Genomic DNA, 26,105 nt, shown 5'->3' with positions numbered 1-26,105 from the left:
CTGACTTTCCGAGACCACCATGACCCGAGAACCGACCCTGACCCCGTTTCAGCTGCTGCCGCACCTGTTGCCTGCCATCGACACCGAGACCTTCGTCAATATCCGCCGCCAGATCCATGCGCAGCCCGAACTGGGCTTCGAAGTTGGCGCCACCAGCCGGCTGGTGGCCACGCTGCTGGAAAGCTGGGGCTACGACGTGCACACCGGCATTGGCAAGAGCGGCGTGGTGGGCCAGTTGAAGGTCGGCAACGGCACACGACGGCTGGGCATCCGGGCCGACATGGACGCCCTGCCGATCGTCGAGGCCACCGGCCTGCCCTACGCCAGCAAGACGCCCGGCCGCATGCACGCCTGCGGGCACGATGGCCATACCGCCATCCTGCTGGCCGCCGCCCACGCGCTGGCCAGGTCGCGCAGCTTCGACGGCACGCTGAACCTGATCTTCCAGCCCGACGAAGAGAACCTGTGCGGCGCGCGCGCGATGATGGAAGACGGCCTGTTCGAGCGCTTTCCGTGCGATGCGGTCTTCGCGCTGCACAACATGCCCGGCGTGCCGGCCGGGTCGTTCCGGGTGCTGGAGGGGCCGGTCAGCCTGTCGTCGGACGTGGCCGATGTCACGATCCGCGGCGTCGGCGGCCATGGTGCGATGCCCCATCGTTCGAAGGACCCCATTGCCGCGTCGGCCGCCATCATCACCGCGCTGCAAACGGTGGTGGCGCGCAACGTGGCGCCCGACGACACCGCCGTGGTATCGGTCGGCTTCATCCACGCCGGTGCCACGCACAACGTGATTCCGGAGGAGGTCAAGCTCGGCCTCAATGTGCGCGCGGCGCGGCCCGAAACGCGCGCGCTGGTGGAAGCCCGCATCCACGAGATTGTCAGCCTGACCGCACAGGCCCACGGCGTGACGGCCCAGATCGACTATCGCCAGCTGACGCCGCCGATGGTCAACGCGGCCGGCCCCACCGCGCTGGCCGCCGAGGTCTGCCAGGAGCTGGTGGGCGCCGAGCACGTGGTCACGCAGGCGCCCAAGGGCCTCAATGGCAGCGAGGACTTCGCCTGGATGCTCGATGCGGTGCCCGGCTGCTATCTGATCCTGGGCAACGGCGAAGGCGAATTCGGCGGCTGCATGGTCCACAACCCCGGCTACGACTTCAACGACCAGGTGCTGCCGCTGGGCGCCGCAGCCTGGGTGCGGCTGGCGCAACGCTTCCTGGTGCCTTCGGCCTGACGGCAACAAACCTGATAGCCGAATCTTTAATTTCTATGGCATAGTGGCCACCGTTGTACCCCGCGATATCGGGAGAGCCCGTTGCTGCCGCCAGGCAGTACGGCGCCGAAGGAGCAACCGCCCCGGAAACTCTCAGGCAAAAGGACCGGTATCGCCATGGAACTCTGAAGAACCCCGGCTTGTACGTCGGCCGGCGGTACCGAAGGAGCAAGCGAGCCCCGGCTCGCGAATCTCTCAGGTCAAGGACAGAGGGGGCGTCCGCGAGAAGCGCATGGTGCGCCGCGGACTGCCACCCCATGACGTCCTGAAAGACCTTCCACATGAAATCCATTGCAGTGATCGGCGGCGGTATTACCGGCGTCACGACCGCGTACGCGCTGGCCAGGCGCGGGTTCTCCGTCACGCTGTTCGAGCGGCATCGCTATGCGGCCATGGAAACGTCGTTCGCCAACGGCGGCCAGTTGTCGGCCTCGAACGCCGAGGTCTGGACGCACTGGTCCACACTGGCCAAGGGCATCAAATGGATGCTGCGCGCCGATGCGCCGCTGCTGGTGAATCCGCGCCCCACCTGGCACAAGCTGAGCTGGTTCGCCGAGTTCATGGCGTCGATCCCGCATTACCGCGCCAACACGGTCGAGACCGCGCGCCTGGCCATCGCCGCGCGCCAGCACCTGTTTGCCTGGGCCGACGCCGAAGGCATCGACTTCGACCTGAAGCGGCGCGGCATTCTGCATATCTATCGCAACAAGGCGGGCTTCGAGCATGCCGGCCGGGTGTCGAAGCTGCTGGCCGAAGGCGGGCTGGAGCGCCACGCGGTCACGCCGGCCGAGATGCGCGACATCGAGCCCACGCTGGCCGGCGACTACTACGGCGGCTACTACACCGAGAGCGACGCCACGGGGGACATCCACAAGTTCACCAGCGGCCTGGCCGCGGCGATCCGGCGCCTGGGCGTGCATACGCTGTACAACCAGGATGTGCGGTCGGTGGCCACCACGGGCCGGCGCGCGACCGTGGTGTCGGCGGAAGACAACCTGCCCACATCGCGCGAATTCGATGGCGTGGTGGTGTGCGCGGGCGTGGCCAGCCGCGCCTTTGCCCGGCAGCTGGGCGACCGCGTCAACATCTATCCGGTGAAGGGCTATTCGATCACGGTGAACCTGAACGACGCGCAAAGCCAGGCCAGCGCGCCGACGGTCAGCCTGCTCGACGACGAAACCAAGCTCGTGACCAGCCGCCTGGGCACAGACCGCTTCCGCGTGGCCGGCACGGCCGAGTTCAACGGCATCAACCGCGACATTCGCGCCGACCGCATCCGTCCGCTGGTCGACTGGGTGCATGCCTGCTTCCCCGGCGTCAGCACGCGCAGCGTCGTGCCCTGGGCCGGCCTGCGTCCGATGATGCCAAACATGATGCCGCGCGTAGGCCGTGGCCACGCCGCCAACGTGTTCTACAACACCGGGCACGGACATCTGGGCTGGACGCTATCGGCAGTGACGGCCGAGATGGTGGGGGACGTGGTCCGGCAGGCCGCGACGCAGCACGCGCGCGTTGCGGTGGGCCAAGGTGTGGGCGGCGTGGCAGCTTGATACGCCCGCCCTCTCCCCCGCCCCTCTCCCGCCGTGCGGGAGAGGGGAGCAAACCGCCGCCGTCGACATGCCTTGGGTGTTCTCCCCTCTCCCGCGATGCGGGAGAGGGGTCGGGGGAGAGGGCCAGCCCGGCGAAAGCCCAAACGCTTCGCCAAAATGAAAAAGCCCTGCTCGTTGAGCAGGGCTTTCGAATTGGTGCCCAGAAGAGGACTCGGTCACCCAGGCGCGACCCCGGCTTGCGCTGGCAAGCGCAAGCTTTTCGAGTCCCCGCGGGCAGTCCGCAGGGACTGCCCTTTCTGGGCCGGAAATGAAAAAGCCCTGCTCGTTGAGCAGGGCTTTCGAATTGGTGCCCAGAAGAGGACTCGAACCTCCACAGTGTTGCCACCGCTAGGACCTGAACCTAGTGCGTCTACCAATTCCGCCATCTGGGCTTCGTTTCGCTGCATTGCTGCGTTGAAGCGAGACGCGAATTCTACATAAGCTCTGGCGATTTGCAAGCCCTTTTTCACGCGATCGTCAAAATCAGCTGTTCTGCACCCCAAGGTACAGGCTGCCGTCGACCACGTAGCGGTTGCGCCCCGCCCGCTTGGCGCGGTACATCGCGCTGTCGGCACGGTGCAGCAGCGGCTCCAGGCGCGGGGCTTCGGGCACCGCGCATACCGCGCCCACGCTGATCGTCACGTATGGCTGCACGGGCGTGCCGTTGTGCGGAATGGCCAGGTCCCGCACCACCGCCACCATGCTGCGGGCGATGGCGCGCGTTTCGTCCGCCGACGAATCCGGCAGCACCACCGCGAATTCCTCGCCGCCCAGCCGGGCGCAGAACTGCGGGCCCCGCAGCACGCCGGTCAGGGCTTCGGCCACCTGGCGCAGGCAGTCGTCGCCGCAGGGGTGCCCGTACAGGTCGTTGAATTGCTTGAACAGGTCGACGTCCAGGATCAGCAGGCCGATTTCCTTGTCGCGCTCATGCGCGCGCGCCACGGCGGCCAGCGATTCGCGCTGGAAGTAACGCCGGTTTGGAATGCCGGTCAGCGCGTCGATATCGAGGTCGGCCTGCACGCGCGACAGCTGCTCCGCCGTTTCGCCAAGCTGCGTGGCCAGCGCCTGTTCGCGCGACTGGTAGCGGCTGATGTCGCGCATGAACACCAGCAGGCCGATCTGCTTGCCGTCCATCCGGCACACGGGCTCCACCGTCAGTTCGTAGCCCAGGCCATCGGGAATGAAGGGCGCCAGCTCGTCGGGGTCGCTCAGCGCGTGGTGCCACGCCGGCGGCGGCATCTGGCCACGGCGCAGGTCGGGCACCAGCCGGGCAGCGGCGGGATTGAACTCGACGATGCGTCCGTCCGCGCCCAGGATCGCGCAGCCCTCGCGGATCGTGTCGAACACGCGCAGCCGCGCGTAGTGGCCGGTATCGTCCAGGTGCTTGCGCAGCGCGCAGACCCACACCAGCAGGGTCATCAGCGAAAAGGTGGCCGGCGTCAGGTCGCCGCCCAGCGGGCCGGTCCAGCGGTACAGGTAGGCGATGTGCGTCACCAGCGGCAGGAGCAGCCCCGCCATCAGCACGTTGCGGCCGCGCACCGACAGCGCCGCGTTCGGCACCTCGGCGGTGGCCAGGAAATACATGCTGAGGCCCAGCATCGCGTAGGTCCAGGCGGCCACCGCGGTGTAGCCGATGCCGTGGCGAAACACCGCGCCCGGCGACACGCCCGGCGGCATCAGTTCGATCGACGTCCAGATCAGGTGGTGGCGTTCGTTGGTGAATACCAGCGCCAGCGTCAGCACCGCGAAGAACACCGGCACCCAGAGCATCGACCACGGCACGACAAAGCGTGGCCGGCTCAGGTGAACCATCGCCACCAGCCAGCCGATCGGCACCGCCACGATGCCCGCATACTGGAACTTGGCCCAGAAGATCCGGCCTGGCAGCGCCGTCTCGCTGATTTCCAGCAACCGGCCGCCGCTCCAGATCGTGACGCCCGCCGCCAGCACCAGGAATGCACGGACGGTGGGGTCATCGCGGCGCGGCCAGGCCGCGACGGCCATGCCCACACTGCACACCACGGCAATGGTCAGGCAAAGGACGAGAGGATACGATGGCATTGACGATGGGCCGAACCGGATGGCAAACCCCGTCCGGCGATGCGGGGCGAACCATTATAGGCCCGCACGGTCCGACACTGGCGCCGGGGCATACCCCGACGCTGCCCGCATACACCCTACCCGCCACCCTTCAGGAATCACGACGTGCCCTTCATCCTCCTAGGCATCGCGATCCTCGTTGCCTTCGTTTATGGCCTGGTCCGGCTCTACCAGCTCGTGACGGCCGCTTCCGGCATGCTGGCCGGCGCCGCCGCCGACATTCTGATACTGGCGATACTGGCGGCGCTGTGCGTGGCGGCGCTGCGCCGCTACCGGGCCATCCATGGCCGGCGCGTCAAGGGCGAACGCATCCTGGCCCTGCGCGGCGAATGGGGGGCGCTCAAGGTCGACGCCGAACGCAAGAACTGCGTGCTGGAGATGAACGGCCAGCGCCAGGTGCTGATCTTCGCGGACATCGAGGCCGCCCGGCCCGAGGCGCGCCAGGGCCGCTGGTATGTGGTCGTCGGCGTGCGCCACGGCAAGCAGGGCGAATGGGTGATACCGGTAGCCGACCGGGACGCCGCCAACCTGTGGGCGAAGATCTTCCGGCTGGCCGCATTGCAGAAGCTCTGAGCGCCGGCGCGTGATCGCCCGGCGTCAGGCTTCCGGCTTCAGGCGCGGAACGGGCTTCAGGCGCGGAACGGCTCGCCCATCGGCTTCAGGCGGATGCCGGGCGCCAGGCGCGTCCACGGCAGGTCGGCCGGGTCGGCCGTCATCGGCCCCGGCGCCTTGGCCACCAGCACGGCGTGGGCGATGCCCTGGAAGTCCGCGCGAAAATGCACCGAGCTCTTGTTCACCAGGATCTTCATCGCCTCGGGCTCGACCCCGCCCACGCGATACAGGTTGCGATCCAGCATCTGCGCCTTGCCGCCGCTGACCACCACCTGCACGCCGCCGATACCCAGCAGCGCCACGGGCCCCACATCGGCCAGCATGCCGTGCATCATCGGGCCGCCAAAGCGGCAGACGCCGTCCGATAGCCTGAGCACCTCGAAGCGCCCCTGCAGCGGCTCGTCGCCGGGCACGCCCGACACGCCGCCCAGCGCCACGTCGATCACCGCGCCCACCCCGGCGCGATGCGCGGCGGCCGCCACGGCCGGGTCCCAGATCAGGCCGATGGCCGCGCCCTGCGCGCCGTTGCGCAGCAGCGCGCGCAGCATGCCCATCGTGTTCGAGTCGCCGCCGGCACCGGGGTTGTCCTGCGTATCCGCGATGACCACCGGACGCGTGGCGCCTTCGGCCATCCGCATGGCTTGGCGCACCGCGTCATCGGGGGACAGGAACGGCACCTCCCACGCGGCCTCCTCGGCCAGCATCCGGTCGTAGAGTGCCTGCACGGCGGCTTCGGCGGCGGCGTCATCGTCGCCATAGCCCCAGATCACCGGCCCGCACTCGGGAAAGTCGGCGGCCGGGAAGCCCGGCGCGAATGACAGCGACACCACCCCGCCCGCCTCCAGCTCGGCCAGCGCCGCGTACTGGCCGCGCGCGGGCTCCAGCATCGTGCACATGCCGTTGATCGGAATCAGGAACGGCAGGCGGCGGGCCGCGGCACGCCAGCGGCGCGGGCCGGCCAGCAGCGGCTGCAGCAGTTCGGCGGCGCGCACGCCGGTTTCGGCCATGTCGACGTGCGGATAGGTGCGATACGCCACCAGCGCATCGGCAGCGTCGAGCATGCGCTGCGTGACATTGGCGTGGAGGTCCAGCGACGCCACCAGCGGCACCGCCGGGCCGATCACCTCGCGCAGGCGGGCCAGCAATTCGCCCTCGCCATCGTCTGCATGCTCGGCCACCATCGCGCCGTGCAGGTCCAGGTAGATGGCATCGAACCCACCCGCGCGTGCCGCCGCGACGATTTCGCCGGCGATGCGCTCGAACGCATCCTCGGTCACATGCGCCGACGGGCTGGCGCCGGCCCAGATCACCGGGCGCAGGGCCCAGCCGTTGCGCTGCGCGGCCTGGATGAATCCGCCCACGGGGATATTCACATCGCGCAGCGCCAGCACATCGTCGCCGCGCGCCATGGCCGGGAAGCCCTCGCCGCGTTCGAAACTGGCGTAGGTGGCCTTGGATGGCGCAAACGTATTGGTTTCGTGCTGGAAACCGGCGATCAGGATTCGGGGTGCCAAAGGGTTCTCCATGTTCATGTTGTCGTCAAACCGTGGCCGGACTGCCTTGCGGCGCGGGCATGCGGTTGGCCACCAGCGTCACCGCGCCGGCCACCAGCAGCGCCACCATCACCAGCAGGCCGGCCTGCATGCTGCCGGTGGCCGTGCGCACCCAGCCGATGATGGTCGGGCTCAGGAAGCCGCCGACCAGGCCGATCGTGTTGATCAGCGCGATACCGCCCGCGGCGGCATCGCCCTTCAGGTATTGCGACGGTATGGCCCAGAACACCGTGTAGGCCGTCCACATCATCGCCGTGGCGATCGTCATGCACAACAGCGACACCGCCAGGTTGCCGCTGGACAGCGTGGCCACCGCCAGCGCCACGGCCCCGATGAAGGCGGGCACGGCGCTATGCAGGCGCCGCTCGCCGCGCCGGTCCGAGCGCCGGCCGATCACGACCATCGCAATGGCGGCCGCGATATACGGGATCATCGAATACAGGCCGATCTGCATGGTGTCGGTCACGCCATCGGCCTTGATGATCGACGGCAGCCAGAAGCTGACCGCATAGATGCCGCAGATCATCGTGAAGTAGGCGAAGGCCAGCAGGTACACGCGCGGATCGCGCGCCACCTGGCCGAACGAATGGTGGCCCGCGCCGGGCGTGTGCAGTTCGGCGGCAATCATGCGCTTTTCGGTATCGGTCAGCCACGTTGCATCGGCCGGCCGGTCCGCCAGCACACGCAGCGCCAGCACGCCCAGCAGCACGCACGGCAGGCCTTCCACCAGGAACATCCACTGCCAGCCTGCCAGGCCATGCGTGCCCGACAGGCCAGTCATCAGCCACGTGGACAGCGGCGAGCCGAAGATGCCGCCGAGCGGGCCCGCCAGCATCACCACGGCCATCACGCGCGCCATGCGCTGCTGGCCGTACCAGTACGTCAGGTAGAAGATCATGCCCGGCGCAAAACCCGCCTCGAACACGCCGAGCAGGAAGCGCATCACATAGAACGTGGTTTCGTCGCGCACGAACATCATGCCGGCCGACGTCAGGCCCCACAGCACCAGAATGCGGCTGATGGTCTTGCGTGCCCCGATGCGGGGCAGCAGCAGGTTGCTGGGGATCTCGAACAGCACATAGCCGAAGAAGAAGATGCCGGCACCCAGGCCGTACACAGCGTCGGAGAAGCCCAGGTCGCTCTGCATCTGCAGCTTGGCGAAGCCGATATTGACGCGGTCCAGGTAGGCGAACGTATAGCAGAGCAGCAGGAAGGGCAGCAGGCGCCAGTTCAGTTTGCGGTACAGCGCCTGTTGCGCGGCGCGGTCGTGCGCCGGCGTGGTGCGTGGGGGCAGTGTGGTGGACATGCGGTCTCTCCCGTGGTCGTCCTTTGGATGCGATGAACGTTGTGCTGTCGCTTTTTCTTGTTGTCGAAGGATCGTCGGTCAGATGAAAAAGCAGAGCAAGAGCAACTTAAGTCGGCTATCGTTGCCCAATCGGCAACAGCTCGGCTTTCGACATGCGAGAACTGAACCAGCGCAGGCTGCGCTATTTCCACGAGGTGCTCACGCACGGATCGATCCGGGGCGCGGCCGACAGCATCAACACATCGCCATCGGTCATCACGCGCCAGATCCGCCTGCTGGAGGACGAAGTCGGCGCGCCGCTGTTCGACCGCCACGCGCGCGGCGTGCAGCCCACCGAAGTGGCGCTGCACCTGCTGGAATACTGGCAGGGCTGCCGGGCGCAGCAGGAGCTGTTCGAAGACCGCCTGCAGGCGCTGCGTGGCTTGCAGCACGGCCAGATCCGCATTGCCACCAGCGAGGGCTATGTCGATGGCCTGATGGACGAGGTGCTCACCGACTTCTGCGCGCAATACCCCCGGCTCGACGTCACGGTGGACATCCTGCCCGTCAACAACGTGCTGCAGGAGGTGGCCGAAAGCCGCGCCCATATCGGCCTGGCCTACAACCCGCCGTCGCATGCCGATGTGCGCTGGGTGGCCACGTCGTCCCAGCCGGTGGTGCTGCTGGTGCATGCCGGGCACCCCCTGGCGCTGCGCGGCACCACCGTGGATGTGCGCGAGCTTGCCGACTACCCGCTGGCGATGATGCCGCCGGCGTTCGGGCTCGGGCAGATCGTGCAGATGCTGGCGTACGCCGAGAACATCCAGATCCGTCCCACGCTGACCACCAATTCGCTGGCCGTGCTGCGGCACTTCGTCAAGCGCCACCACGGCATCACGCTGATCGGCGCGTTTGCGGCCTATCGGGAACTGGGTTCGGGCGAACTGGTGACCCTGCCGATCGCCCACCCGCTGTTCGAGGCGGCCAAGGCGCGGTTGCTGGTCAAGGCGGGCCGGCCGCTGGGCGTGGCCGCCGACACGCTGCTGGGCTGCATCGTGCGCGACATGTCGATGTTCGCGGCCCCCGCACCGCGCGGGCGCGGACGCGCCACGGCGCGCAAGTCGCCCTGAACGCAGGGTCCGCTAGAATCGGGGCTCCCTCATACGGCCAAGGAGCCTCTGCATGACTGCACCGAACTGGAAAGGGATGGCCCTCACGGGCGCCATGGCAATGGCCACGATGATGGCGGGCTGCGCCGCGCAGCCGCAGCCGCCGCAGCTGCCAATTGCCGGCGTGGCCAATCCGGGGCCCCAAGGCGGCCGTGGCACGCCCGAGGGCTGCCAGGCCGACAAGCTCGGCGACAACGCGCTGATCGGCAAGACCGAAGCCGAAGCGGCCAAACTGCTCGAAGGCTGCGCATGGCGCTTCGGCAATCGCGAAGGCCAGCATATGCCGGGCACGATGGACTACAACCCGCAGCGGCGCACCCTCGACGTGATGGGCGGCAAGGTCACGGCGGTGCGCCGGGGCTGAGAACGGCGGCCCCTGCCGGCCGCCTGCATTTCAATCCATCAGAACTGCAGCGAGGCGTTCATCAGGAACGTGCGCGTGGCCGCCGGCAGCACGAAGCCGTCATAGGTGGTGGTCCAGTAGCGGCGGTTGAACACGTTGTTCAGCACGGCGCGCACGGTCACCGGCTTGCCGGCCATACGGGTGGTGTAGCGCGCGCCGATGTCGGCCGTGGTGTACGACGGAATCTGCTGCGTATTGGCCGAGTTCACGTACATCGAGCCGGTCACCTTGGCGCCGGTCCACAGCGTCAGGCCGGGGACGAACGGCGTGTCGTACTCGACGCGGCCGGTCACGATGTAGTTCGGCGTGGCGAAGACCCGGTTGCCGTTGACCTGCGGATCGTCGACGTCCGTGGTCTTGGTGTGCAGCCACAGCACGCCGCCCATCAGGCGCACGTCACGCGCCACGCGCCACCAGCCGCTGGTATCCACGCCCGTGAACTGCTGCTTGCCGTTCTGCACGAAGACGTTCGACGTGTTGGTGTACTCGTAGCCCTTGTCCACGCGGAACAGGGCCAGGTTGGCGCCCCACTTGTCGCGGTCGGTCTTGAAGCCCACCTCGTACTGGCGGCTCTTGAGCGGGCCGAAGGTTTCGCCAAAGTTCGCGGCGGTCGGGCCGGCCGATCCGCCCGGTTCCAGCGACTCCACGTAGCTCACGTAGGCGGTCGAAAAATCGTCCGTCTTGAACATCACCGCCGCGGTGGGCGTGATCGGGTTGGCGCTGTAGCGCGACGTCCGGACCGCTTCGGGGCTGTAGTTGTCTTGCGAGAACATGTTGTAGCGCAGGCCGGCCAGGACCGACAGGCGCGGCGTGATCTGCACCGTGTCGCTCAGGTAGACCGATTTCTGCTGGATCTTGTAGTCGCGGTACGGAATGTAGTCCTTGCCCACGCCGGCCTGCTCGTCCAGCGCGATGGGGTTGTACAGGTTGTTCATCCCCATGAAGATGCCGTTGCCGCCCAGCCCGCTGTCCAGCTCGCGCACCTGCGAGAGGTAGCCCAGGCCCGCCACGATCTCGTGCTTGAGGCCCCCCGTGTCGAACTTGCCCTGCACCATCGCGTCGTACGCCTGATAGTAGTAGGCGGTTTTCCAGCGGTAGTTGGTGTCCGAGTAGTTCCCTGCGTCGTCGGTGACAAACAGGAAGCTGTCGGCATTCAGGCGGTTCTGGCGCGCGAAGCGGTACTTGAAGCTGGTCTTCCAGTCGCTGTTGATGCGGTAGTCCACGCCGGTGCCCACGGTCAGCGTGTCGGTCTCGTGCGACGACCACGGCTGGGCCAGGTTGCGCGCCACGCTGCTGGCGGCGGGGATGGTGTCCGTGCCGAACGACAGCCCGAAGATCGTGCCCTGCGACTTGCGCTTCCAGTACATGATGTCGGCATTCCACGTCAGGTCCGGCGTGATGCGGAAGTCGGTGGCCAGCGAAAACGTCTGGCGGCGCACGTGCACGCCCTGTTCGCTGGTGTTGCCGTCCTCGTTCACGGCGTTGATGCGGTAGCCGAAGCGGTCGTCGTTGCCGAAGCGGCCGCCCACGTCGACCTTCTCGCTCCAGACGTTGTTGGTCTGGTAGCCGAGGGTCACCTCGCGCAGCGGCGTGTTGGTGGGCCGCTTGGCCACGTAGTTGATGATGCCGCCCGGCGAGCCAAAGCCGTACATGAAGCCAGACAGGCCCTTGAGCAGCTCCACCTGCTCGAACGGCTCCAGCGGGATGTCGGCGTCCCACGTGACGAAGTTCTGGCCATCCACCTTCGTGCCGTTGAGCATGTCCACGCGAATGCCGCGCACGGAGAAGTACGAGTTCTCGGTGCGTGCGTTGTCGCCCAGCACCTGCACGGCGGGGTCGTACCTGAACACATCGTTGGCGGTCTGTGCCATGCGCTGCTGGATCTCGTCACTGGACACCGCGTTGACCGAGAACGGCGTATCCACGGCCTTGCGGTCGCCCAGCGCACCGCTGCTCACGCGCTCGACCTTGACCGCCTCGCCGGACCGGTCGGCCACCACGGTGGCCGTGGGCAGCGTGGCGGTGGCGCCCTGCTCGGCCGGCTGGGCCGGGACCTGCGCATGGGCGGGCGCGGACAGCGACAACGACAGGCCCAGCACTGCGGCGGCAACAGGCGACAGCGCGGTGGCTGGCAGCGGAGAACGGACAGAAACGCGCAAGCGCAGGCTGGCGCGCCCGTTGGACGGACGGTGCAAGAGCATCGGAATTCCCGGGACTGTTATGGGCGGTGTGCTGGCTCGACGTGCACGAGGCGGCGTGGGCCGCACATCAACACGAATAGTAATGCGAATAATTCGTGTTTATACAACGGACGAGCGATTCACCCGGGAATTCGTTGCGTCTTCAATGTGGATTGTTGCAATGGCGCCACTCGGGGCGCCCCGCGGGGCGCCATGCGGAGGGCCGGGCGCCCCACCCGGCCCGCCGTTAATAGCCGTTCGGCTATCTCCGGCTGCGTTCGCCGCCGCGCGAGTCCTGAATGATCATCGTCCGGTCCAGCACGCCGTTGTCGTCAAAGTAGGCGCTGAAGTGCGCCGGCAGGTAGCCGGGCAGGTACATCCGGTACGACCACGCCTCGCGCTTCATCAGCGCGTAGTACTGGATCGGCTCCTTGGGCTTGCCCCAGCGTTCCAGCACATCCTGCTTGGTCCACTGGCCGGGCCGGGCGGTGTAGATCTCGTTTTCGGTCAGCGTCTGGCGGAAATTCGTCAGCTTGCCGCTGGCATCGAAGTCGGCCGCGTAGATTTCGTAGCCGTACGGCTGTTTGGAATAGATCCACCTCTGGGTGCCGTTGGCCATCTGGAACGTATCGGTGGGGGCGCCGAACGCCTGTTGCACGGCGGCCTGCGGGCTGCCGATCAGCTTTTGGCCGGTCTCCACCGGCTGCAGCGATGCGCATGCGCTCAGCACAAGGGCTGCCGCGACGGCACCCGTCCAAAGGGAAAAACGAAACGGCATGGCGGCCTCCGGATACGGGAATGACAGGACGTGCGTGCCAAGCATACTCCACCTCCCGCGCCCGGCACGCAGCCTGCCTGATGCGTAAACACGCCAGGCCAGCCCTTTATTCCATGCAGGGCGCTCAAGGCCGCAGCCCCTGCCATGGCGCGCGCACGATCTCGCGGTCGTCGATGGGCCAATGCAACGCCGCCGCGATCACGCCCAGCGCCATCGCACCCATCCACACCAGATCATAGGAATGCGTCAGTTCGAACACCAGCCCGCCCAGCCACACCCCCAGGAAAGACCCCAGCTGGTGACCAAGGAACACAAAGCCAAACAGCGTGGTGATGTACCGCACGCCAAACACCTGCGAGACGATGCCGCTGGTCAGTGGCACCGTGCCCAGCCACAGGAAGCCCATCACGGCCGCAAACCCGTATAGCGTCAGCGGGCTGAGCGGCAGCAGCAGGAACAGCGCCATCGCCGACGTGCGCGTCAGGTAGATGCCGGCCAGCAGGTACTTCTTCACGTGCCGCCCGCCCAGCCAGCCGAAGGCGTAGGTGCCCGCGATATTTGCCAGTGCGATCAGGGCCAGCGCAATCATCGCGCTGGCCGGCTGCATGCCCTGGTCGCGCAGGTAGGCCGGCAGATGGTTGGCGATGAACGCCAGCTGGAAGCCGCATGCCAGAAAGCCCAGGTTGAGCAGCCAGAACCCCCGATGCCCAAAGGCCTCGCCGATGGCGGCCCGCATCGAAGGCTGGTCGCCCCTGGCATCGCCGCCCGTCGCACGATCCTGGAACGGCAGCGCCAACGGCACCAGCAGCAGGGCCGCCCCGGCAAAGATCATCAACGTCAGCTGCCACCCCGCCACCGACAGCAGCGCCTGCGCCGACGGCACCATCAGGAACTGCCCGATGCCCCCGCACGCCCCGGCAATGCCCAGCGTGCGGCTGCGCTGCGCCGGCGGCACCATGCGGCTCAGCGCGCCATAGACCACGCCGAACGTCGTCCCGGACTGCGCGATGCCGATACAGATGCCGCCCGCCAGCGCGAATGCCATCGACGACGGCGCCAGCGCCATGCCCCACAGTCCGGCCGCGTACAGCAACAGCCCGGCCAGCATCACCTTCCACGACCCGAAGCGGTCGGCCACCATGCCGGTCAGCGGCTGGGCGATGCCCCACACCAGGTTCTGCACGGCCATCGCAAAGCCGAAAGTCTCGCGGGTCCAGCCCCGTTCGGCGATCACCGGCAGCAGGAACAGGCCCTGCACGTGGCGCACCCCCAGCGCCAGGCCCATCACGAGCCCGGCCGCCAGCAGCAGAAAGGCGGTGCCGCGCCACCAGGGCGGCGCCGCGTCCGGTTGCAATGCACGGACATCATGCGAAGACTGGCGAAGCGACATGGCGGGCTCCAGTGGCGGCGGTTCGGATCGGCTTTATTTCAAGCGATTCCGGGCGCCGGTTCAAACGAGATTTCAGGCGTTCTGCCATGCCATCCGCGCATGGCAGCAGGGCGGATTTCCGTGCTGTAATGGGGCTCGCCAGCGCCCCCGTGAGGCTTTGCCATGTCCGTCCCGCTCGTCCGCCTGTTTCCGCTCGATCTGCTCAAGGGCTTCGTGGCCGTGGGCCGGCGCATGAGCATCACCCAGGCCGCCGACGACCTGTGCCTGACCCAGTCGGCCGTCAGCCGCCAGATCCGCGCGCTGGAAGACCAGCTCCAGGTACGCCTGTTCGTGCGCCAGCATCGCGGCGTGGCGTTCACGCCCGAAGGCGAACGCCTGTTCCGCAGCGCCGACGGCGCGGTGCAGCAGTTGCAGGACGTGGCCGCGGAACTGCGCAAGCGCGATGGGAGCCAGCCCGTCACGGTCACGGCCAGCATCGGCGTGGCCGGCCTGTGGCTGCTGCCACGGCTGGGCAGCCTGCAGCGCCGGTATCCGAAGCTCGACGTGCGGCTGTCCGCCAGCAACCAGATCAGCGACCTGCGCGCCGACGGCATCGACCTGGCCATCCGCTATTGCCCGGCATCGGCCGCGCCGCCCCACGCCGTGCGGCTGTTCGACGAAACCATCGCACCCGTGGCCAATCCGGCGCTGGGCGCCACGCGCGTGACCTCGGCCGAAGCCCTGGCGGCACTGCCATTGCTCGAATTCGACGATCCGCGCCCATGGCTGCACTGGCGCAACTGGCTTGGCGCGCAAGGCTATCGGCAGGCCGCCCGGCGCGGCATCCTGCGCTTCAATCAGTATGACCAGGTGATTCATGCGGCACTGGCGGGACAAGGCGTGGCGCTCGGACGCCTGGAACTGATCCAGTCGCTGATCGAAGGCGGCCAGTTGAACGTGGTCACCACGGCAGGCGCGATCATGCCCAGCCCCAACGCGTTCTGGCTGATCCATGCCACCGAGACCCCGCGCGACGACGTGCGCCACGTGGCCGACTGGATTGCCGAGGAAGCGGCGCGCGTCAGGCCGGGCGCAGCGCCAGCTGCTGGCTGGCGGCCGGCGTGATGTGGCATTGCACCGCGCCCAGCGCACGCAGTGCGCTCAGGAAATAGACGCCGTCTTCCTCCACGCGGCATTGCTGGCCGGCCGACAGCACGATATCCGCCGACGGCCGGGCGCGCCGGTGCTCGACGGTAATCCACAACTGGCCGGCGCGGCAGGTCACACGGGCGCCCGCGCGCAGTGGCACGGGTACGCAGTCCGATTCGATCAGCAAATCCCAGGTCATGGCAGGCTCCGGTTCATGCCTGCAGTGTGGCAAACGGGCGTTTGCCTGCCATGAGACATCGGGCAGCCTGCCATGAGATCCGCGCCCGCGCGGGGCCGGGGCCCGGGTCGTACCTTGCCGCTAACGAAACGCTTCACCGATCCGTTAACATGGGCGGCAGCACGAAATCTGACCCGAACGGGTGGATGCCCGCGCGCCCTGCCCACATCGAGCCACCCATCATGGATCCCCTGTCATTCGAATTCGTCACGGTCGAAGAAGCCAGGAAGGTACTGGACGGCGACCCGCCCGCCTCGGTGCACGTCGACTGGAGCGAACTGCGCCAGGCGCCGGACCCGATCAACCTGTCGCTGACGCCAGTGGCGCTCAGGTGGCTGGCCCAGTTGCCGCGCGAAGTCCGTCCGCTGGAGCTGTTCTACGCGTATCCGCGCATTGGCAACCAGCTGGCCGCGCTGGGCAATGCCGCCGCCGTATCCGCCTTCGTCGCCGAACTGCTGATCGACAAGCGCGGCGACCGGCAGGGTTTCCCGGGGGGCATCGCCGGCGAACTGTCGCGCCTGCAGGCCTACCTGCTGCAACTGCTGCAGCCGGACGGCGGCGAGACCGCCACGCCCTAGCCGGCGCAGGCCCGCCACGTGGCGGCTTGACTACAGTTGATCCTCCACGGGCAGCATCTGCAGGACGTCGATGCCCATGTGCTGCCAGATGCTCATGTCCGGCTCCTGATCGTAGGTGGTTTCCTTGCCGTTGTCGCGCGTGGTCCACGACAGCGATTGCGCACCGCTGTCGCTGGTTTTCAGGCCCACGCGGTAGGCGATATCGAGCAGCCGGCGGTCCATGTCCTCCACCAGCAGCCTGGCCAGCGCCGGACTGTCCAGCACCACCCCCATTTCGGTATTGAGCTTGATCGAGCGCGGGTCCAGATTCATCGACCCGATGAACAGCGTCTGGCGATCCACCACATAGGCCTTGGCATGCAGGCTGGCGCGGCTCGACGCGAACATGCGCGACTTGCCCGCCCGGCTGCGCACCAGTTCGGCATTGGCCGTGGGTTTCAGCTCGTAGAGTTCCACGCCGGCCTCCAGCAGCCGCTTGCGCGTGGGCGCGTACCCGGCATGCACCGCCGCAACGTCGGTGGCGGCGAAGGAATTGGTCAGCACACGCACCTTGACGCCCCGTTTGACCATGGCGGCCAGCCACGCCTCGCCCTTCTTGTTGGGCACGAAGTACGGGGAAACCAGCACCAGCTCGGTCCGGGCCTTTTCCATCATCGCGCGCAGCTGCGGAATGGCGTGGGTGGAGGGGTCGTCGGCGGATTCCTCGATCTTGTCGGCCTTGTCGGCAATCACGCGCGCCGCGCCCATGTAGCCGGGCAGGCGGCCCGACTCGATGCCGCGCGCCAGGCCCGAATCCAGCAGTTCCTGCACGAACGGGCTGGCGCGGGCCGTGTCGCCCTTGGCCTCGATCTGCTTGCGGAAGGCGCGCAGTTCGTCGGGAGCCTCCTTGCCTTCCGGGGTCAGGGTGGCCACGGGATAGGCGTTCTCGCTGTTCCAGTATTCGTCGAACACCTTGCTGGCGGCCGGCACCACTGGGCCGGCCACCATCACGTCGAGGTCGCTGAACGCCATGTCGGACTTGGCCGAAAAGTACGCGTCGCCGATATTGCGGCCGCCCATGATCGACACCAGGTTGTCCACCGTCATCTGCTTGTTGTGCATGCGGCGGTTCAGGCGGCCGAAATCGAACAGCAGCTCCAGCCACCGGGCGTTGCGGTTGGCAAACGGATTGAAGATGCGCACCTCGATGTTCGGATGCGAATCCACCGCCGCCCAGAGCTTGTCCTGCTTGCCGGTATGGATGTCGTCCAGCAGCACGCGCACGCGCACGCCGCGATCGGCGGCGTCGATCACCTCGCCCAGCAGCGCACTGCCGGTGGTATCGACGTCGTAGATGTAGTACTGCAGGTCGAGCGTCTTCTGCGCGGCCCGCGCCAGTGCCATGCGCGCCGTCAGCGCATCGGGCCCCGCGCCCAGCGGATAGAAGATCGACTGCCCGGGATTCTGCCCCAGCCGTGGCGCCAGCGACCTTGCCAGCAGCGTCGTGCCGGTATCGGTCGCGGCGTAGCTGGGCGTGCGCCCGGCATTGGCGGGCAGGCTCGCACAGCCGCCTGCCAGCGCCAGCCAGACCGAGATGGCGACCACCCACGCCAGCGACCGCACATGCCGCCACCCTGGCACGGGCGCCGGGCCGGGCGTCGCGCCATCTCCATGCCATCGAATCAGGGCCTGCGCCATGGTCTTCTCCTCGACGGTCCTGCCGCCCGCGGCCTGCCGGATGCCAGGGACCCGGTGGCCGACCCGCCCCGCGCTACGGTTGCGCCGCGGGCGTTTCCGGTGCGGGCGCCGTTCCGGAATCGGCTGGCCGCCCTTGCGCCCGTTCGCGGTAATAGCCGCGCACGATCTGCTGCGCCACCGCCAGCCGTGCGCTGACCGGCACCGGAAAGCGCACCACGGCGTCGAAGCGGGTCACGTCGAACGGTTCGAATATCACCCGTGGCTCGAACTGCGACAGGTCCACGAAGCGCATGTCCCCATAGCGCCGCAGCGTGCGGCCCGCTTCTTCCATGAAGCCTTCGCACGCGCGGCGCGCCACCTGCACCAGCAGCGCCTCCACCGCTTCGGGATCGTCGCCCACGGCCAGCGGAATCCGCACCATGTCCAGCGTATAGGCGCCGGCCTGCGAATGGTTGCGCACGGCCGTGGTCAGCAGCATGCTGTTGGGCACCTGCACGGTAAAGCCCGTGTACTGGCGCGCGGCGGCCACTTCCACCAGCGTGGTGGACATCACGTCCATGTCGATGACTTCGCCGCCGAACGGGCCGATCTCCACCAGGTCGCCCAGCTGGAAGGGGCGCGTGATCATGCGCATGAACGCACCCAGGAAGCACATCACCAGTTCCTTGCCGACCAGCAGCAAGGCCGCCGCGAACGCCGCCAGCGAGATCGCCACGCTTTTCAGCTCGGACACCCAGATGCCCAGCAGCAGCAGGAACACCACCGCCGCCACCAGATTGCGCGACGCCACGGTCCAGGCGCGATAGCTGCCCCGGTTGTCGGCCTGCAGCCGCGCCGAGAAGAAACGGTTGATCAGCTTGACCACCAGCGTGCCGGCAAGAATCACCACCACGCTGGTGACGATGTTGACCAGGATGCTGTCGTTGGCGTTGAAGTGCATGGGCGATTTGTCTGTTGTTCTGCATCCCGTCCTCCGCCGCCCGTAACACATTGTTGCAATCGGCGCCGCAGGGAGAATGCCCACGGCGATTCTATCCACTTGGCAGTGTGCGGTGCTGGCTGTTTGTCCAAAAGTCGGCGTCGTCCGGTTCCGCTGTCGGCGTTTCTCTTGCAATTGCTGCACCCGCACTTTCCATGCGAAAGCCAAAACCGAATTGCAAAGCCGGCGCAGAATCGGCCCGCCGCGCCGGGACATCCCGCCATGCGGCCCAGCCGACAGAACAAGACCTAGGAGAACGATGATGATGTGGAAGACCAGCCGCCGCTGGCTGATGGCCGGCGCCGGGGCCGCCGTGCTGGCGTTGCCGTGCGGCGCAGCAAATGCGGCCGTCACAGCCGCGCCCGAGTCCGCAAGGGCGCTGGCCCGCGAAGCCTGGATTTACGGCTATCCCGTGGTGGAGTCGTACAAGACGCTGTACGCGCAGGCGGTGGACCGCGACGATCCCAACTTCAAGGCGCCGTTCAACCAGATCGGCCACAGCGTCGGCACGTTCTCGCCGAAGGACACGGCCATCATCACGCCCAATGCCGACACCCCCTACTCGTTCGCCTGGCTGGACCTGCGTGCCGAGCCGGTGGTGCTGACCCTGCCCGCCGTGGAGCCTGACCGGTATTATTCGGTGCAACTGCTGGACCTCTACACCCAGATCTTCGGCTACCTGGGGACGCGCGAGACCGGCAACGGCGGCGGCAGGTTTCTGGTAGCCGGGCCCGACTGGCACGGCACACCGCCGCCAGGCATCGACCGGGTGCTGCGCAGCGAGTCGCGCATCGCCTACGCGCTGTATCGTACGCAACTGTTCGACGACGCCGATCTGGCGCGCGTCGGCAAGATCCAGCAAGGCTACGGCGTGCAACCGCTGTCGGGATTTTTGAAGCAGCCGGCACCGCCCGCGGCACCGGCCATCGCGTGGCCCCGGCCCCAGCCGGGCATGACCGAAGGACTGGCGCTGTTCCGCTATCTGGACTTTTTACTAGGACTGGCACCGACCGATCCGAGCGAGACCGGCCTGATGCAGCGGCTGGCCGCGATCGACGTGGGGCCAGGCAAGACCTTTGACGAAGCCACGCTGGCACCCGACATCCGCCAGGCCATGGAGGCCGGGATTGCCGATGCCAAGCAGGAATTCCAGCAATTCCAGGCCACGCAGCTGCGTCCGCGCAAGGTCAGCAGCGGCGACCTGTTCGGCTCGCGCACCTTCCTGAAGAACAACTATCTGTACCGCTACGCCGGTGCGGCGCTGGGCATCTACGGCAACACGGCGGCCGAGGCGCTGTACCCGGGCTATTTCACCGATGCGGATAACAGGCCGCTCAATGGCGCCGACGGGGCGCGCTATACGCTGCGCTTCGGCAAGGATGCCCTGCCGCCGGCCAAGGCGTTCTGGTCGATCACGATGTACGACGGCAAGTCGAAGCTGCTGGTCGACAACCCGATACACCGCTACCTGGTCAACTCGCGCATGCTGCCCGCGCTGCGGCACGACGCCGATGGCGGTGTCACGCTGCATATCCAGCACGATGCGCCGGCCGGCGACGCGCGCCAGAACTGGCTGCCCGCGCCCGACGGCCCGTTCTTCGTGATCCTGCGCATGTACATGCCCGGGCCCGAAGCGGCCAACGGCAGCTGGAAGCAGCCGCCGCTGGTCAAGGTCGCCCAGTAACGCGCGTTCCGGGTCAGGAAGCCGGTGTGGCCGCTGCGGCCGCTGTGGCCGCTGTGGCCGCTGTGGCCGCTGTGCCCGGTGTGGCCGTTGGCGCAGACGCGGCGGCGGCACCCTCGGCGCCGGCCGCCGTCTGCCATCCCAGCCCCAGCGACTTCTGCAGCGACACGTAGTCCTTGAGCAGGTCCGCGTCGCCCGAGATGCGGTTCTGCTGCGCCACCACGCGCGTGCGCTCCACATCGAGCCATTCGAGCATGCTGGCCGTGCCGGCACGGTAACGCTGCTGCTGCAGCGTCGATGCCCGTTCGGACGACGCCTCGACGCGGCGCAGCACCACCACGTGTTCGCGCTGATGGCCGTAGCGCGAGAGCGCCACATCGGCATCGCGCAGGGCCTTCAGCACCGTGCTGCGATAGTTGGCGTCGGCCTCGTCGCGTCCGCCCTCCGCGCTGTCCACCCCGGCGGCCACACGGCCGAAATCGAGGATATTCCATTGCAGGCGCGGCAGCGTCAGCCACGTGCCGTTGTCCTTGCGCGCCAGGTGGCCGGGGTCCATCGCGCTGAACCCGAGCGAGCCCAGCAGCGACAACTTGGGGAACCAGTCGGCCTTGCGCACGCCGATCTGCGCCGTGCTCGACGCCAGCCGGCGTTCGGCCGCGCGGATATCGGGCCGGGCCTTCAGCAGCGCCGCCGGATCGCCCACCGCCACGGTCTCGGGCACGCGGGGCAACGGCCGGGCGGCCGACAGCGCCGCATCGAGCGTCCCCGGGGCACGGCCCGTCAGCAGCGCCAGCTGGTCGAACTGTTCGGCGATGCTGGCCTGCACCGGCGACATCTGCGCCCGCGTGTTGTCGAGCTGCGTCAGCAGGCGCTCCACTTCGAGCTGCGACGCCACGCCGCGTGCGCGCCGCTGCTGCGTCAGGTCGAGCATGTCGGCCTCCAGCTTCTCGGAATCCTGCAGGTGCGCCAGGCTGGCCTGCTGCTCGCGCAGCGTGATATAGGCCTGCGCCACCTCGGCGGCCAGCTGCACATGCGCGTCCGCCAACTGCGCCGAGGCCGCATCGGCTTCGGCCGAAGCTGCCTCGATAGACCGGCGCGTGCCGCCGAACAGATCGATCTCCCAGCTGGCATCGAAGCTGGCGATGTACAGCGACAGCGGCCCGCGCCCGCCACCCGACGATCCATTGCCGGACAGCGCCGACAGGTCGGGCGAGCGGGTGCGCAGCATCGCCGCATCGACACCCACCTTCGGCAGCAGATTGGCCTTGTTGCTATCCAGCCCGGCCCGGGCTTGGCGCACGCGGGCGCGCGCCACGTCGATATCGGGGCTATCCGCGAGCGCGGTCTCGATCAGCGTATCGAGCTGGGCATCACCCAAGGCATGCCACCAGTCGGCGGCGCGCGGCGCTACGGGCTGGGCCTGGGCCGGCGCGTGCGGGAAGCGTCCCGCGTCGATGACGTTGCCGGCCACTTCGGGCGCGCTGCGGTAGTCGGGGCCCACCGTGCAGCCAGCCACCAGCCATCCGGCAGCGAGCGAGGCGGCGGTAAGGGTCAGCAGGCGTGGCCGCCTGGCAGGTGAAAAGACAGACATGATCAATGACCGGAGGAAACAGGCGCGCCCGGGCGGGGCGGCTTGAGCAGCAGGGCCAGCGGCACGCAGCACAGCAGCGCGATGCCAAGGGCAAAGAAGGTTTCGGAGAACGTCATCACGGCGGCCTGCCGCGCGATCTCGCCGCTCAGCTGGGCCACGGCCTGGAGTTGCGCATGGGCGAAGTCGCCGCCCTGGGCCACGAACCCGGCGATGGTCGACGTCATATGGTCCTGGCCGATGCTGCTGTTGGCCGTGACCGATTCGCGGATGACCGCGTCGTGATAGGCATTGCGGCGGTCGATCAGCGTGCCCAGCAGGGCCAGGCCAATCGACCCGCCCAGGTTGCGCGCCATGTTGTAGAGCCCGGCGGCGTCGCCGGCCTCGTGGGTGGCCACCGCCGCCATCGACGCCTGGTTCAGCGGCATCATCGCCAGGATCTGGCCAAAGCCGCGCAGGATCTGCGAAATGGTGAAGTCGTGGCCGACGCTGTCCACGGTCAGGCCGATATCGAGCATGCAGCTGGCAAAGAAGCACACCAGCCCGCCGATGACCAGCCAGCGGCTGTCGAACTTGCCCAGGATGCGCGGCAGCACCGGCATCAGCAGGAACGCCGGCAGCCCCGACAGCAGCATGATGCCGCCCGCCTGCTCGGCGTTGTAGCCGGCAATCAGCGACAGGAACTGCGGCAACAGGTAGGACACGCCGTACAGGCCCGCGCCCACCGTGGTCACGATCAGGATCACGCTGGCGTAGTTCTTGTTCAGCAGCAGCCGCAGCCGCACGATGGGCTGCTTCGCCGTGAACTGGCTGACCAGCATCATCGTCAGCCCGACGGCCGACAGCATCGACAGGTAGACGATGAACTGCGACTCGAACCACTGCTCGCGCTGGCCCTCTTCCAGCACCACGGTCAGCGAACTGAGCCCGATGGTCAGGCCGACGATGCCCAGCCAGTCGGCCTTGAAGAACGCCTCCACGTTGGCGCGCTCGGCCTTCAGGCCGAAATACAGCAGCGGCACCAGCACGGCCGTGATCGGCACGTTCAGGAAGAAGCACCAGCGCCAGTTGATGTTCTCGGCCAGCCAGCCGCCCACCACCGGGCCCAGCAACGGCCCGAGCAGCACGATCAGGCCGAACATCGACATGCCGATGGGCATCTGGTGGCGCGGCAGGCGGGTGCGCACGATGGTCTGCGCGGTCGGGATCATCGCGCCGCCGGCCAGGCCCTGCCCGATGCGGCCGATGACCATCTGCGGCAGGCTGTGCGACATGCCGCACACCATCGAAAACGCCGTGAACAGCAGCGCATTCCACATCAGGAAGCGGCGCAGGCCGAATACCCGCGTGAGCCATGCCGTCAGCGGGATGATCACGATCTCGGCCATCAGATAGCCGGTGGACACCCACGTGCCCTCGGTGCCGGCCGCGCCGATCTGCCCCTGGATCTGCGGCAGCGCCGAGTTGGTGATCGAGATGTCCAGCGTGGCCAGCAGCGCGCCGAGCGACCCGGCGGCCACGGCGACCCAGTCGGCCGCCGTGGCGTTCGGCTGCGGCGCCGCCACAGGTGCCGGGGATGCCTGGCCCGGCGCCACGGCCTCAGCCATGGCTGGCGCCCGCGGCCGGCGCCCGCACCTGCGCGGGATTCAGCTCGCGGGTATCGACATCGACCGTCACCGACAGACCCGGCACCAGCACCGGCCGCGCCGCGTTTGGCACGTCCACGTGAATGCGCACCGGCACGCGCTGGACGATCTTGGTGAAGTTGCCGGTGGCGTTCTGCGCCGGCAGCAGCGCGAACTGCGAGCCGGTGCCCGGCGACAGGCTGTCGATCACGCCATGCAGGGCTTCGCCCGACAACGCATCGACATGCAGCGACACGGGCTGGCCCGCGCGCATGCGGCCGACCTGCGTTTCCTTGAAGTTGGCGGTCAGATAGAGGTCCTGCACCGGCACCACGGTCAGCAGCCGCGTGCCGGGCTGGGCGAGCTGGCCCACGCGCACGCCCTTGTCGGCCACGCGTCCGGCCGTGGTGGCGCGCACCGTGGTGTCTTCCAGATCGAGCTTCGACTTGCGCGCACTGGCCTCGGCCACTTCCAGCTGGGCGCGCGCCTGCTGCAGGCGGGTCTGCAGCGTCACGATCTGGCGCTGCTCCACCTTCAGCGCGGCCTCATTGGCGGCCAGCGTGGTCGATGCGCGCGTCTGCGCGTTGCGCAGTTCGGCGGTGCGCTCCTCGGTTTCGGCCCCGGTCCTGACCAGCGGCGCGTAGCGTTCGACCTGCGATGCCGCGTAACGCGCGTTGGCGCGGGCGCCATCCACTTCGGCGGCGGCCTGGGCGATGCGGGCCTTCTGCTGTTGCAGGTCGGCATCGGCGCGCGCCACATCGGCCTCGCGCGACGCCACGTTGGCCTGCGCCTCGTCGAACGCCGCCTGGTACTGGCGGTTGTCGAGCCGCACCAGCGCCTGCCCGGCCACCACCTGCTGGTTGTCACGGACATAGACTTCGGCCACGTAGCCGCTGACCTTGGGCGCCACGGTCACGCTGTCGGCCTCGATATAGGCGTCGTCGGTACTTTCAATGAAACGGCCATAGAGCCACCAGCGTACGCCGATGACCAGGGCGATCAGCACCAGCGCGGCGCCAAGGCCAATCAGCACGGTGCGACGGCGGCTGGCGCGCGAGCCTGGGTTATGCTGCGATGCAACATCCACCGGCATTGCCGGCGCATTGGGAGGGGGGACTGACATGGGGCGGAATGCGGCGGGGGCGGCAAGAGTGGGGAATGCTGCGCAATTATTCCACTCGGAATAAATCTGTCAACTGATATATTTCAGCCTGTTCACTCGGGGAGACATGTCCACATGGCGCGACACAGGCCAGCGGCCGAAGGCGGCTACCAGCGCGGGGAAGAAACCCGGGCGCGGATCATTGAAGCGGCGATGCGGCTGTTCGCCGCGCACGGCTTCGACGGCGCGTCGACGCGCGATATTGCGCGCGAGGCCAACGTCAACGCGCCAGCCCTGCAGTACTACTTCGACAACAAGGAAGGCGTGTACCTGGCCTGCATCGAGTATTTTGTCGAGCGCGCCTGGGCCATGCTGCAGGACGTGGTGGCAGCGGCCGAAGGCTTGCTTGCCCGCCCCGACGTGACCGATGCCGATCTGATCGACGCCTACCTGGCGCTCCAGTCGCGCTTTGCGAACTTCCTGTATGAATGCCCCGAGACCGATCACTGGCGCCAGTTCATGGCCCGTGAGCGAGCCGGGATGGGGCCGCCGACGGCCTTCGAACGCATCGACGCCGGGATCAACCGGCGGATCTTTGCCCTGACCTCCGCGCTGATCGGCCGATTGACCGGCCAGCCGGCCACCGACGAGACCACGCGCATCCGCACCGTCGCGATCGATAGCCAGATTGCCGCCTTCAAGATCATGCGGCGTCACGTGCTGCGTGCGCTGGAATGGGACGGCTTTGGCGAGCCCGAAACCCGCCAGGTGCACGATGTGTTGCAGGAACACACCCGCATCCTGCTCCTGGGGCTGGTCGCGTTGCGGGATCAGACCCCTTCGAGAAAATAGAGCAAACACTCTAATCAGGAAGAGAGGATCGATGGAGTTCGATCTTTCCTCTTGAAATTCAAAGGCTTAGTCCGCCACCACGCGCCGCCCCTCACGGTACAGCGCTCCATATTTCGGGCTTCTACGATTGTGCTTTGCAAAAACCCCTTGCTTATCTATCTAGTAGTAGATAATATTCAAGCCATGGACGACGCCTGACAGCAAGCAGCAGACAGCCAGGCACCTTCCAAGCAACACCAGGCAGTGAATCAGTACCGGAGACGGTTCTTTTTTTAGCCGATCAAATCTACCTACCAGTAGATAGCAAAAAGAAGACACCGCCGACATC

21 protein-coding genes, 1 tRNA gene and 1 riboswitch are annotated in these 26,105 nt (G+C 67.6%); of the genes, 9 read left to right on the top strand and 13 right to left on the bottom strand.

Annotated elements, in window-relative coordinates; translation table 11 throughout:
• Nucleotides 1-19: 19 nt before the first annotated feature.
• Together AC24R4_RS07930 and AC24R4_RS07925 are read left to right on the top strand one after the other, a co-directional pair.
• Nucleotides 20-1,231, top strand: coding sequence for a M20 aminoacylase family protein (locus tag AC24R4_RS07930; RefSeq protein ID WP_487522670.1), 1,212 nt, complete (start codon nucleotides 20-22; stop codon nucleotides 1,229-1,231).
• Between the two features lie 59 nt (nucleotides 1,232-1,290).
• Nucleotides 1,291-1,389, top strand: a riboswitch (glycine riboswitch).
• Between the two features lie 162 nt (nucleotides 1,390-1,551).
• Nucleotides 1,552-2,820, top strand: a complete 1,269-nt coding sequence (locus AC24R4_RS07925; RefSeq protein WP_487522669.1) for a D-amino acid dehydrogenase — start codon at nucleotides 1,552-1,554, stop codon at nucleotides 2,818-2,820.
• 344 nt (nucleotides 2,821-3,164) lie between these two features.
• Here AC24R4_RS07925 and AC24R4_RS07920 read toward each other — a convergent pair.
• Nucleotides 3,165-3,251: transfer RNA gene (locus AC24R4_RS07920), tRNA-Leu, on the bottom strand.
• A 91-nt stretch (nucleotides 3,252-3,342) separates the two neighbouring features.
• Nucleotides 3,343-4,920, bottom strand: a complete 1,578-nt coding sequence (locus AC24R4_RS07915; RefSeq protein ID WP_400396762.1) for a diguanylate cyclase domain-containing protein — start codon at nucleotides 4,918-4,920, stop codon at nucleotides 3,343-3,345.
• Between the two features lie 144 nt (nucleotides 4,921-5,064).
• Between AC24R4_RS07915 and AC24R4_RS07910 the strand changes: the two genes are divergently transcribed.
• Nucleotides 5,065-5,532, top strand: coding sequence for a hypothetical protein (locus tag AC24R4_RS07910; RefSeq protein WP_487522668.1), 468 nt, complete (start codon nucleotides 5,065-5,067; stop codon nucleotides 5,530-5,532).
• 56 nt (nucleotides 5,533-5,588) lie between these two features.
• Here the strand turns inward: AC24R4_RS07910 and AC24R4_RS07905 are convergent, their stop codons facing one another.
• Nucleotides 5,589-7,085 (bottom strand): M81 family metallopeptidase, encoded by a 1,497-nt coding sequence (locus AC24R4_RS07905; RefSeq protein ID WP_400395680.1) that lies wholly within the window; start codon nucleotides 7,083-7,085, stop codon nucleotides 5,589-5,591.
• Between the two features lie 25 nt (nucleotides 7,086-7,110).
• Nucleotides 7,111-8,430, bottom strand: a complete 1,320-nt coding sequence (locus AC24R4_RS07900; RefSeq protein WP_400395682.1) for an MFS transporter — start codon at nucleotides 8,428-8,430, stop codon at nucleotides 7,111-7,113.
• A 152-nt stretch (nucleotides 8,431-8,582) separates the two neighbouring features.
• Here AC24R4_RS07900 and AC24R4_RS07895 point away from each other — a divergent pair, with 152 nt between their 5' ends.
• Nucleotides 8,583-9,539 carry a LysR family transcriptional regulator gene (locus AC24R4_RS07895; RefSeq protein ID WP_487522667.1) on the top strand — a complete coding sequence of 319 codons (957 nt, stop codon included), beginning with the start codon at nucleotides 8,583-8,585 and terminating at the stop codon, nucleotides 9,537-9,539.
• A gap of 52 nt (nucleotides 9,540-9,591) precedes the next feature.
• Nucleotides 9,592-9,942, top strand: coding sequence for a hypothetical protein (locus AC24R4_RS07890; RefSeq protein WP_487522666.1), 351 nt, complete (start codon nucleotides 9,592-9,594; stop codon nucleotides 9,940-9,942).
• A 38-nt stretch (nucleotides 9,943-9,980) separates the two neighbouring features.
• Here AC24R4_RS07890 and AC24R4_RS07885 read toward each other — a convergent pair whose 3' ends face one another.
• The 3 genes from AC24R4_RS07885 to AC24R4_RS07875 form a co-directional block, all read right to left on the bottom strand.
• Nucleotides 9,981-12,182 (bottom strand): TonB-dependent siderophore receptor, encoded by a 2,202-nt coding sequence (locus AC24R4_RS07885; protein WP_487522665.1) that lies wholly within the window; start codon nucleotides 12,180-12,182, stop codon nucleotides 9,981-9,983.
• 241 nt (nucleotides 12,183-12,423) lie between these two features.
• Nucleotides 12,424-12,939, bottom strand: coding sequence for a hypothetical protein (locus AC24R4_RS07880; RefSeq protein WP_487522664.1), 516 nt, complete (start codon nucleotides 12,937-12,939; stop codon nucleotides 12,424-12,426).
• A gap of 124 nt (nucleotides 12,940-13,063) precedes the next feature.
• The gene (locus AC24R4_RS07875; RefSeq protein WP_400396482.1) at nucleotides 13,064-14,329 is read right to left on the bottom strand and encodes an MFS transporter; all 1,266 of its coding nucleotides are present in this window, start codon (nucleotides 14,327-14,329) and stop codon (nucleotides 13,064-13,066) included.
• A gap of 162 nt (nucleotides 14,330-14,491) precedes the next feature.
• On the opposite strand from AC24R4_RS07875, the gene AC24R4_RS07870 reads away from it, so the two are divergent.
• Nucleotides 14,492-15,433: a LysR substrate-binding domain-containing protein gene (locus AC24R4_RS07870; RefSeq protein ID WP_487522663.1), complete on the top strand. Its 942-nt coding sequence runs from the start codon at nucleotides 14,492-14,494 to the stop codon at nucleotides 15,431-15,433.
• On the opposite strand, the gene AC24R4_RS07865 is transcribed toward AC24R4_RS07870, so the two are convergent.
• Nucleotides 15,390-15,656: a DUF2917 domain-containing protein gene (locus AC24R4_RS07865; RefSeq protein ID WP_153946981.1), complete on the bottom strand. Its 267-nt coding sequence runs from the start codon at nucleotides 15,654-15,656 to the stop codon at nucleotides 15,390-15,392. The genes AC24R4_RS07870 and AC24R4_RS07865 overlap by 44 nt on opposite strands.
• Before the next feature lie 221 nt (nucleotides 15,657-15,877).
• Here AC24R4_RS07865 and AC24R4_RS07860 point away from each other — a divergent pair, with 221 nt between their 5' ends.
• Entirely contained in the window at nucleotides 15,878-16,273 is a 396-nt protein-coding gene (locus AC24R4_RS07860; RefSeq protein WP_400396708.1) for a hypothetical protein, read from the top strand.
• 30 nt (nucleotides 16,274-16,303) lie between these two features.
• Here AC24R4_RS07860 and AC24R4_RS07855 read toward each other — a convergent pair whose 3' ends face one another.
• Both AC24R4_RS07855 and AC24R4_RS07850 read right to left on the bottom strand, forming a co-directional pair.
• On the bottom strand, nucleotides 16,304-17,950 hold the full coding sequence (locus AC24R4_RS07855) for a phospholipase D family protein (RefSeq protein ID WP_487522662.1): 1,647 nt from the start codon (nucleotides 17,948-17,950) through the stop codon (nucleotides 16,304-16,306).
• Between the two features lie 73 nt (nucleotides 17,951-18,023).
• On the bottom strand, nucleotides 18,024-18,890 hold the full coding sequence (locus AC24R4_RS07850; protein ID WP_400397639.1) for a mechanosensitive ion channel domain-containing protein: 867 nt from the start codon (nucleotides 18,888-18,890) through the stop codon (nucleotides 18,024-18,026).
• A gap of 298 nt (nucleotides 18,891-19,188) precedes the next feature.
• Here AC24R4_RS07850 and AC24R4_RS07845 point away from each other — a divergent pair, with 298 nt between their 5' ends.
• Complete coding sequence (locus tag AC24R4_RS07845) at nucleotides 19,189-20,613, top strand: DUF1254 domain-containing protein (RefSeq protein WP_487522661.1); 1,425 nt, start codon at nucleotides 19,189-19,191, stop codon at nucleotides 20,611-20,613.
• Nucleotides 20,614-20,626: 13 nt separating this feature from the next.
• Here AC24R4_RS07845 and AC24R4_RS07840 read toward each other — a convergent pair whose 3' ends face one another.
• From AC24R4_RS07840 to AC24R4_RS07830, 3 genes are read right to left on the bottom strand one after another with little or no spacing between them, the layout of a single operon-like run.
• Entirely contained in the window at nucleotides 20,627-22,201 is a 1,575-nt protein-coding gene (locus tag AC24R4_RS07840; RefSeq protein WP_487522660.1) for an efflux transporter outer membrane subunit, read from the bottom strand.
• Between the two features lie 2 nt (nucleotides 22,202-22,203).
• The gene (locus tag AC24R4_RS07835; protein ID WP_400395345.1) at nucleotides 22,204-23,805 is read right to left on the bottom strand and encodes an MDR family MFS transporter; all 1,602 of its coding nucleotides are present in this window, start codon (nucleotides 23,803-23,805) and stop codon (nucleotides 22,204-22,206) included.
• Nucleotides 23,798-24,946 (bottom strand): HlyD family secretion protein, encoded by a 1,149-nt coding sequence (locus AC24R4_RS07830; RefSeq protein ID WP_400395343.1) that lies wholly within the window; start codon nucleotides 24,944-24,946, stop codon nucleotides 23,798-23,800. Before AC24R4_RS07830 ends, AC24R4_RS07835 begins: the two co-directional genes overlap by 8 nt.
• Before the next feature lie 114 nt (nucleotides 24,947-25,060).
• Here AC24R4_RS07830 and AC24R4_RS07825 point away from each other — a divergent pair, with 114 nt between their 5' ends.
• The gene (locus AC24R4_RS07825; RefSeq protein ID WP_487522659.1) at nucleotides 25,061-25,777 is read left to right on the top strand and encodes a CerR family C-terminal domain-containing protein; all 717 of its coding nucleotides are present in this window, start codon (nucleotides 25,061-25,063) and stop codon (nucleotides 25,775-25,777) included.
• The last annotated feature ends 328 nt before the right edge of the window (nucleotides 25,778-26,105 follow it).

Source organism: Cupriavidus sp. CER-90, assembly GCF_057652055.1.
Note: the sequence above shows the minus strand (reverse complement) of the source record. Positions and strands in the feature narration are given on the sequence as shown.

What these genes read in the sequence shown, in the direction of transcription:
- AC24R4_RS07875 (WP_400396482.1), bottom strand. Translation starts at nt 14,329, where the DNA reads ATGTCGCTTCGCCAGTCTTCGCATGATGTCCGTGCATTGCAACCGGAC.
- AC24R4_RS07835 (WP_400395345.1), bottom strand. Translation starts at nt 23,805, where the DNA reads ATGGCTGAGGCCGTGGCGCCGGGCCAGGCATCCCCGGCACCTGTGGCG.
- AC24R4_RS07925 (WP_487522669.1), top strand. Translation starts at nt 1,552, where the DNA reads ATGAAATCCATTGCAGTGATCGGCGGCGGTATTACCGGCGTCACGACC.
- AC24R4_RS07885 (WP_487522665.1), bottom strand. Translation starts at nt 12,182, where the DNA reads ATGCTCTTGCACCGTCCGTCCAACGGGCGCGCCAGCCTGCGCTTGCGC.
- AC24R4_RS07860 (WP_400396708.1), top strand. Translation starts at nt 15,878, where the DNA reads ATGGATCCCCTGTCATTCGAATTCGTCACGGTCGAAGAAGCCAGGAAG.
- AC24R4_RS07895 (WP_487522667.1), top strand. Translation starts at nt 8,583, where the DNA reads ATGCGAGAACTGAACCAGCGCAGGCTGCGCTATTTCCACGAGGTGCTC.
- AC24R4_RS07845 (WP_487522661.1), top strand. Translation starts at nt 19,189, where the DNA reads ATGATGATGTGGAAGACCAGCCGCCGCTGGCTGATGGCCGGCGCCGGG.
- AC24R4_RS07915 (WP_400396762.1), bottom strand. Translation starts at nt 4,920, where the DNA reads ATGCCATCGTATCCTCTCGTCCTTTGCCTGACCATTGCCGTGGTGTGC.
- AC24R4_RS07900 (WP_400395682.1), bottom strand. Translation starts at nt 8,430, where the DNA reads ATGTCCACCACACTGCCCCCACGCACCACGCCGGCGCACGACCGCGCC.
- AC24R4_RS07825 (WP_487522659.1), top strand. Translation starts at nt 25,061, where the DNA reads ATGGCGCGACACAGGCCAGCGGCCGAAGGCGGCTACCAGCGCGGGGAA.
- AC24R4_RS07880 (WP_487522664.1), bottom strand. Translation starts at nt 12,939, where the DNA reads ATGCCGTTTCGTTTTTCCCTTTGGACGGGTGCCGTCGCGGCAGCCCTT.
- AC24R4_RS07840 (WP_487522660.1), bottom strand. Translation starts at nt 22,201, where the DNA reads ATGTCTGTCTTTTCACCTGCCAGGCGGCCACGCCTGCTGACCCTTACC.
- AC24R4_RS07865 (WP_153946981.1), bottom strand. Translation starts at nt 15,656, where the DNA reads ATGACCTGGGATTTGCTGATCGAATCGGACTGCGTACCCGTGCCACTG.
- AC24R4_RS07930 (WP_487522670.1), top strand. Translation starts at nt 20, where the DNA reads ATGACCCGAGAACCGACCCTGACCCCGTTTCAGCTGCTGCCGCACCTG.
- AC24R4_RS07890 (WP_487522666.1), top strand. Translation starts at nt 9,592, where the DNA reads ATGACTGCACCGAACTGGAAAGGGATGGCCCTCACGGGCGCCATGGCA.
- AC24R4_RS07830 (WP_400395343.1), bottom strand. Translation starts at nt 24,946, where the DNA reads ATGTCAGTCCCCCCTCCCAATGCGCCGGCAATGCCGGTGGATGTTGCA.
- AC24R4_RS07870 (WP_487522663.1), top strand. Translation starts at nt 14,492, where the DNA reads ATGTCCGTCCCGCTCGTCCGCCTGTTTCCGCTCGATCTGCTCAAGGGC.
- AC24R4_RS07850 (WP_400397639.1), bottom strand. Translation starts at nt 18,890, where the DNA reads ATGCACTTCAACGCCAACGACAGCATCCTGGTCAACATCGTCACCAGC.
- AC24R4_RS07855 (WP_487522662.1), bottom strand. Translation starts at nt 17,950, where the DNA reads ATGGCGCAGGCCCTGATTCGATGGCATGGAGATGGCGCGACGCCCGGC.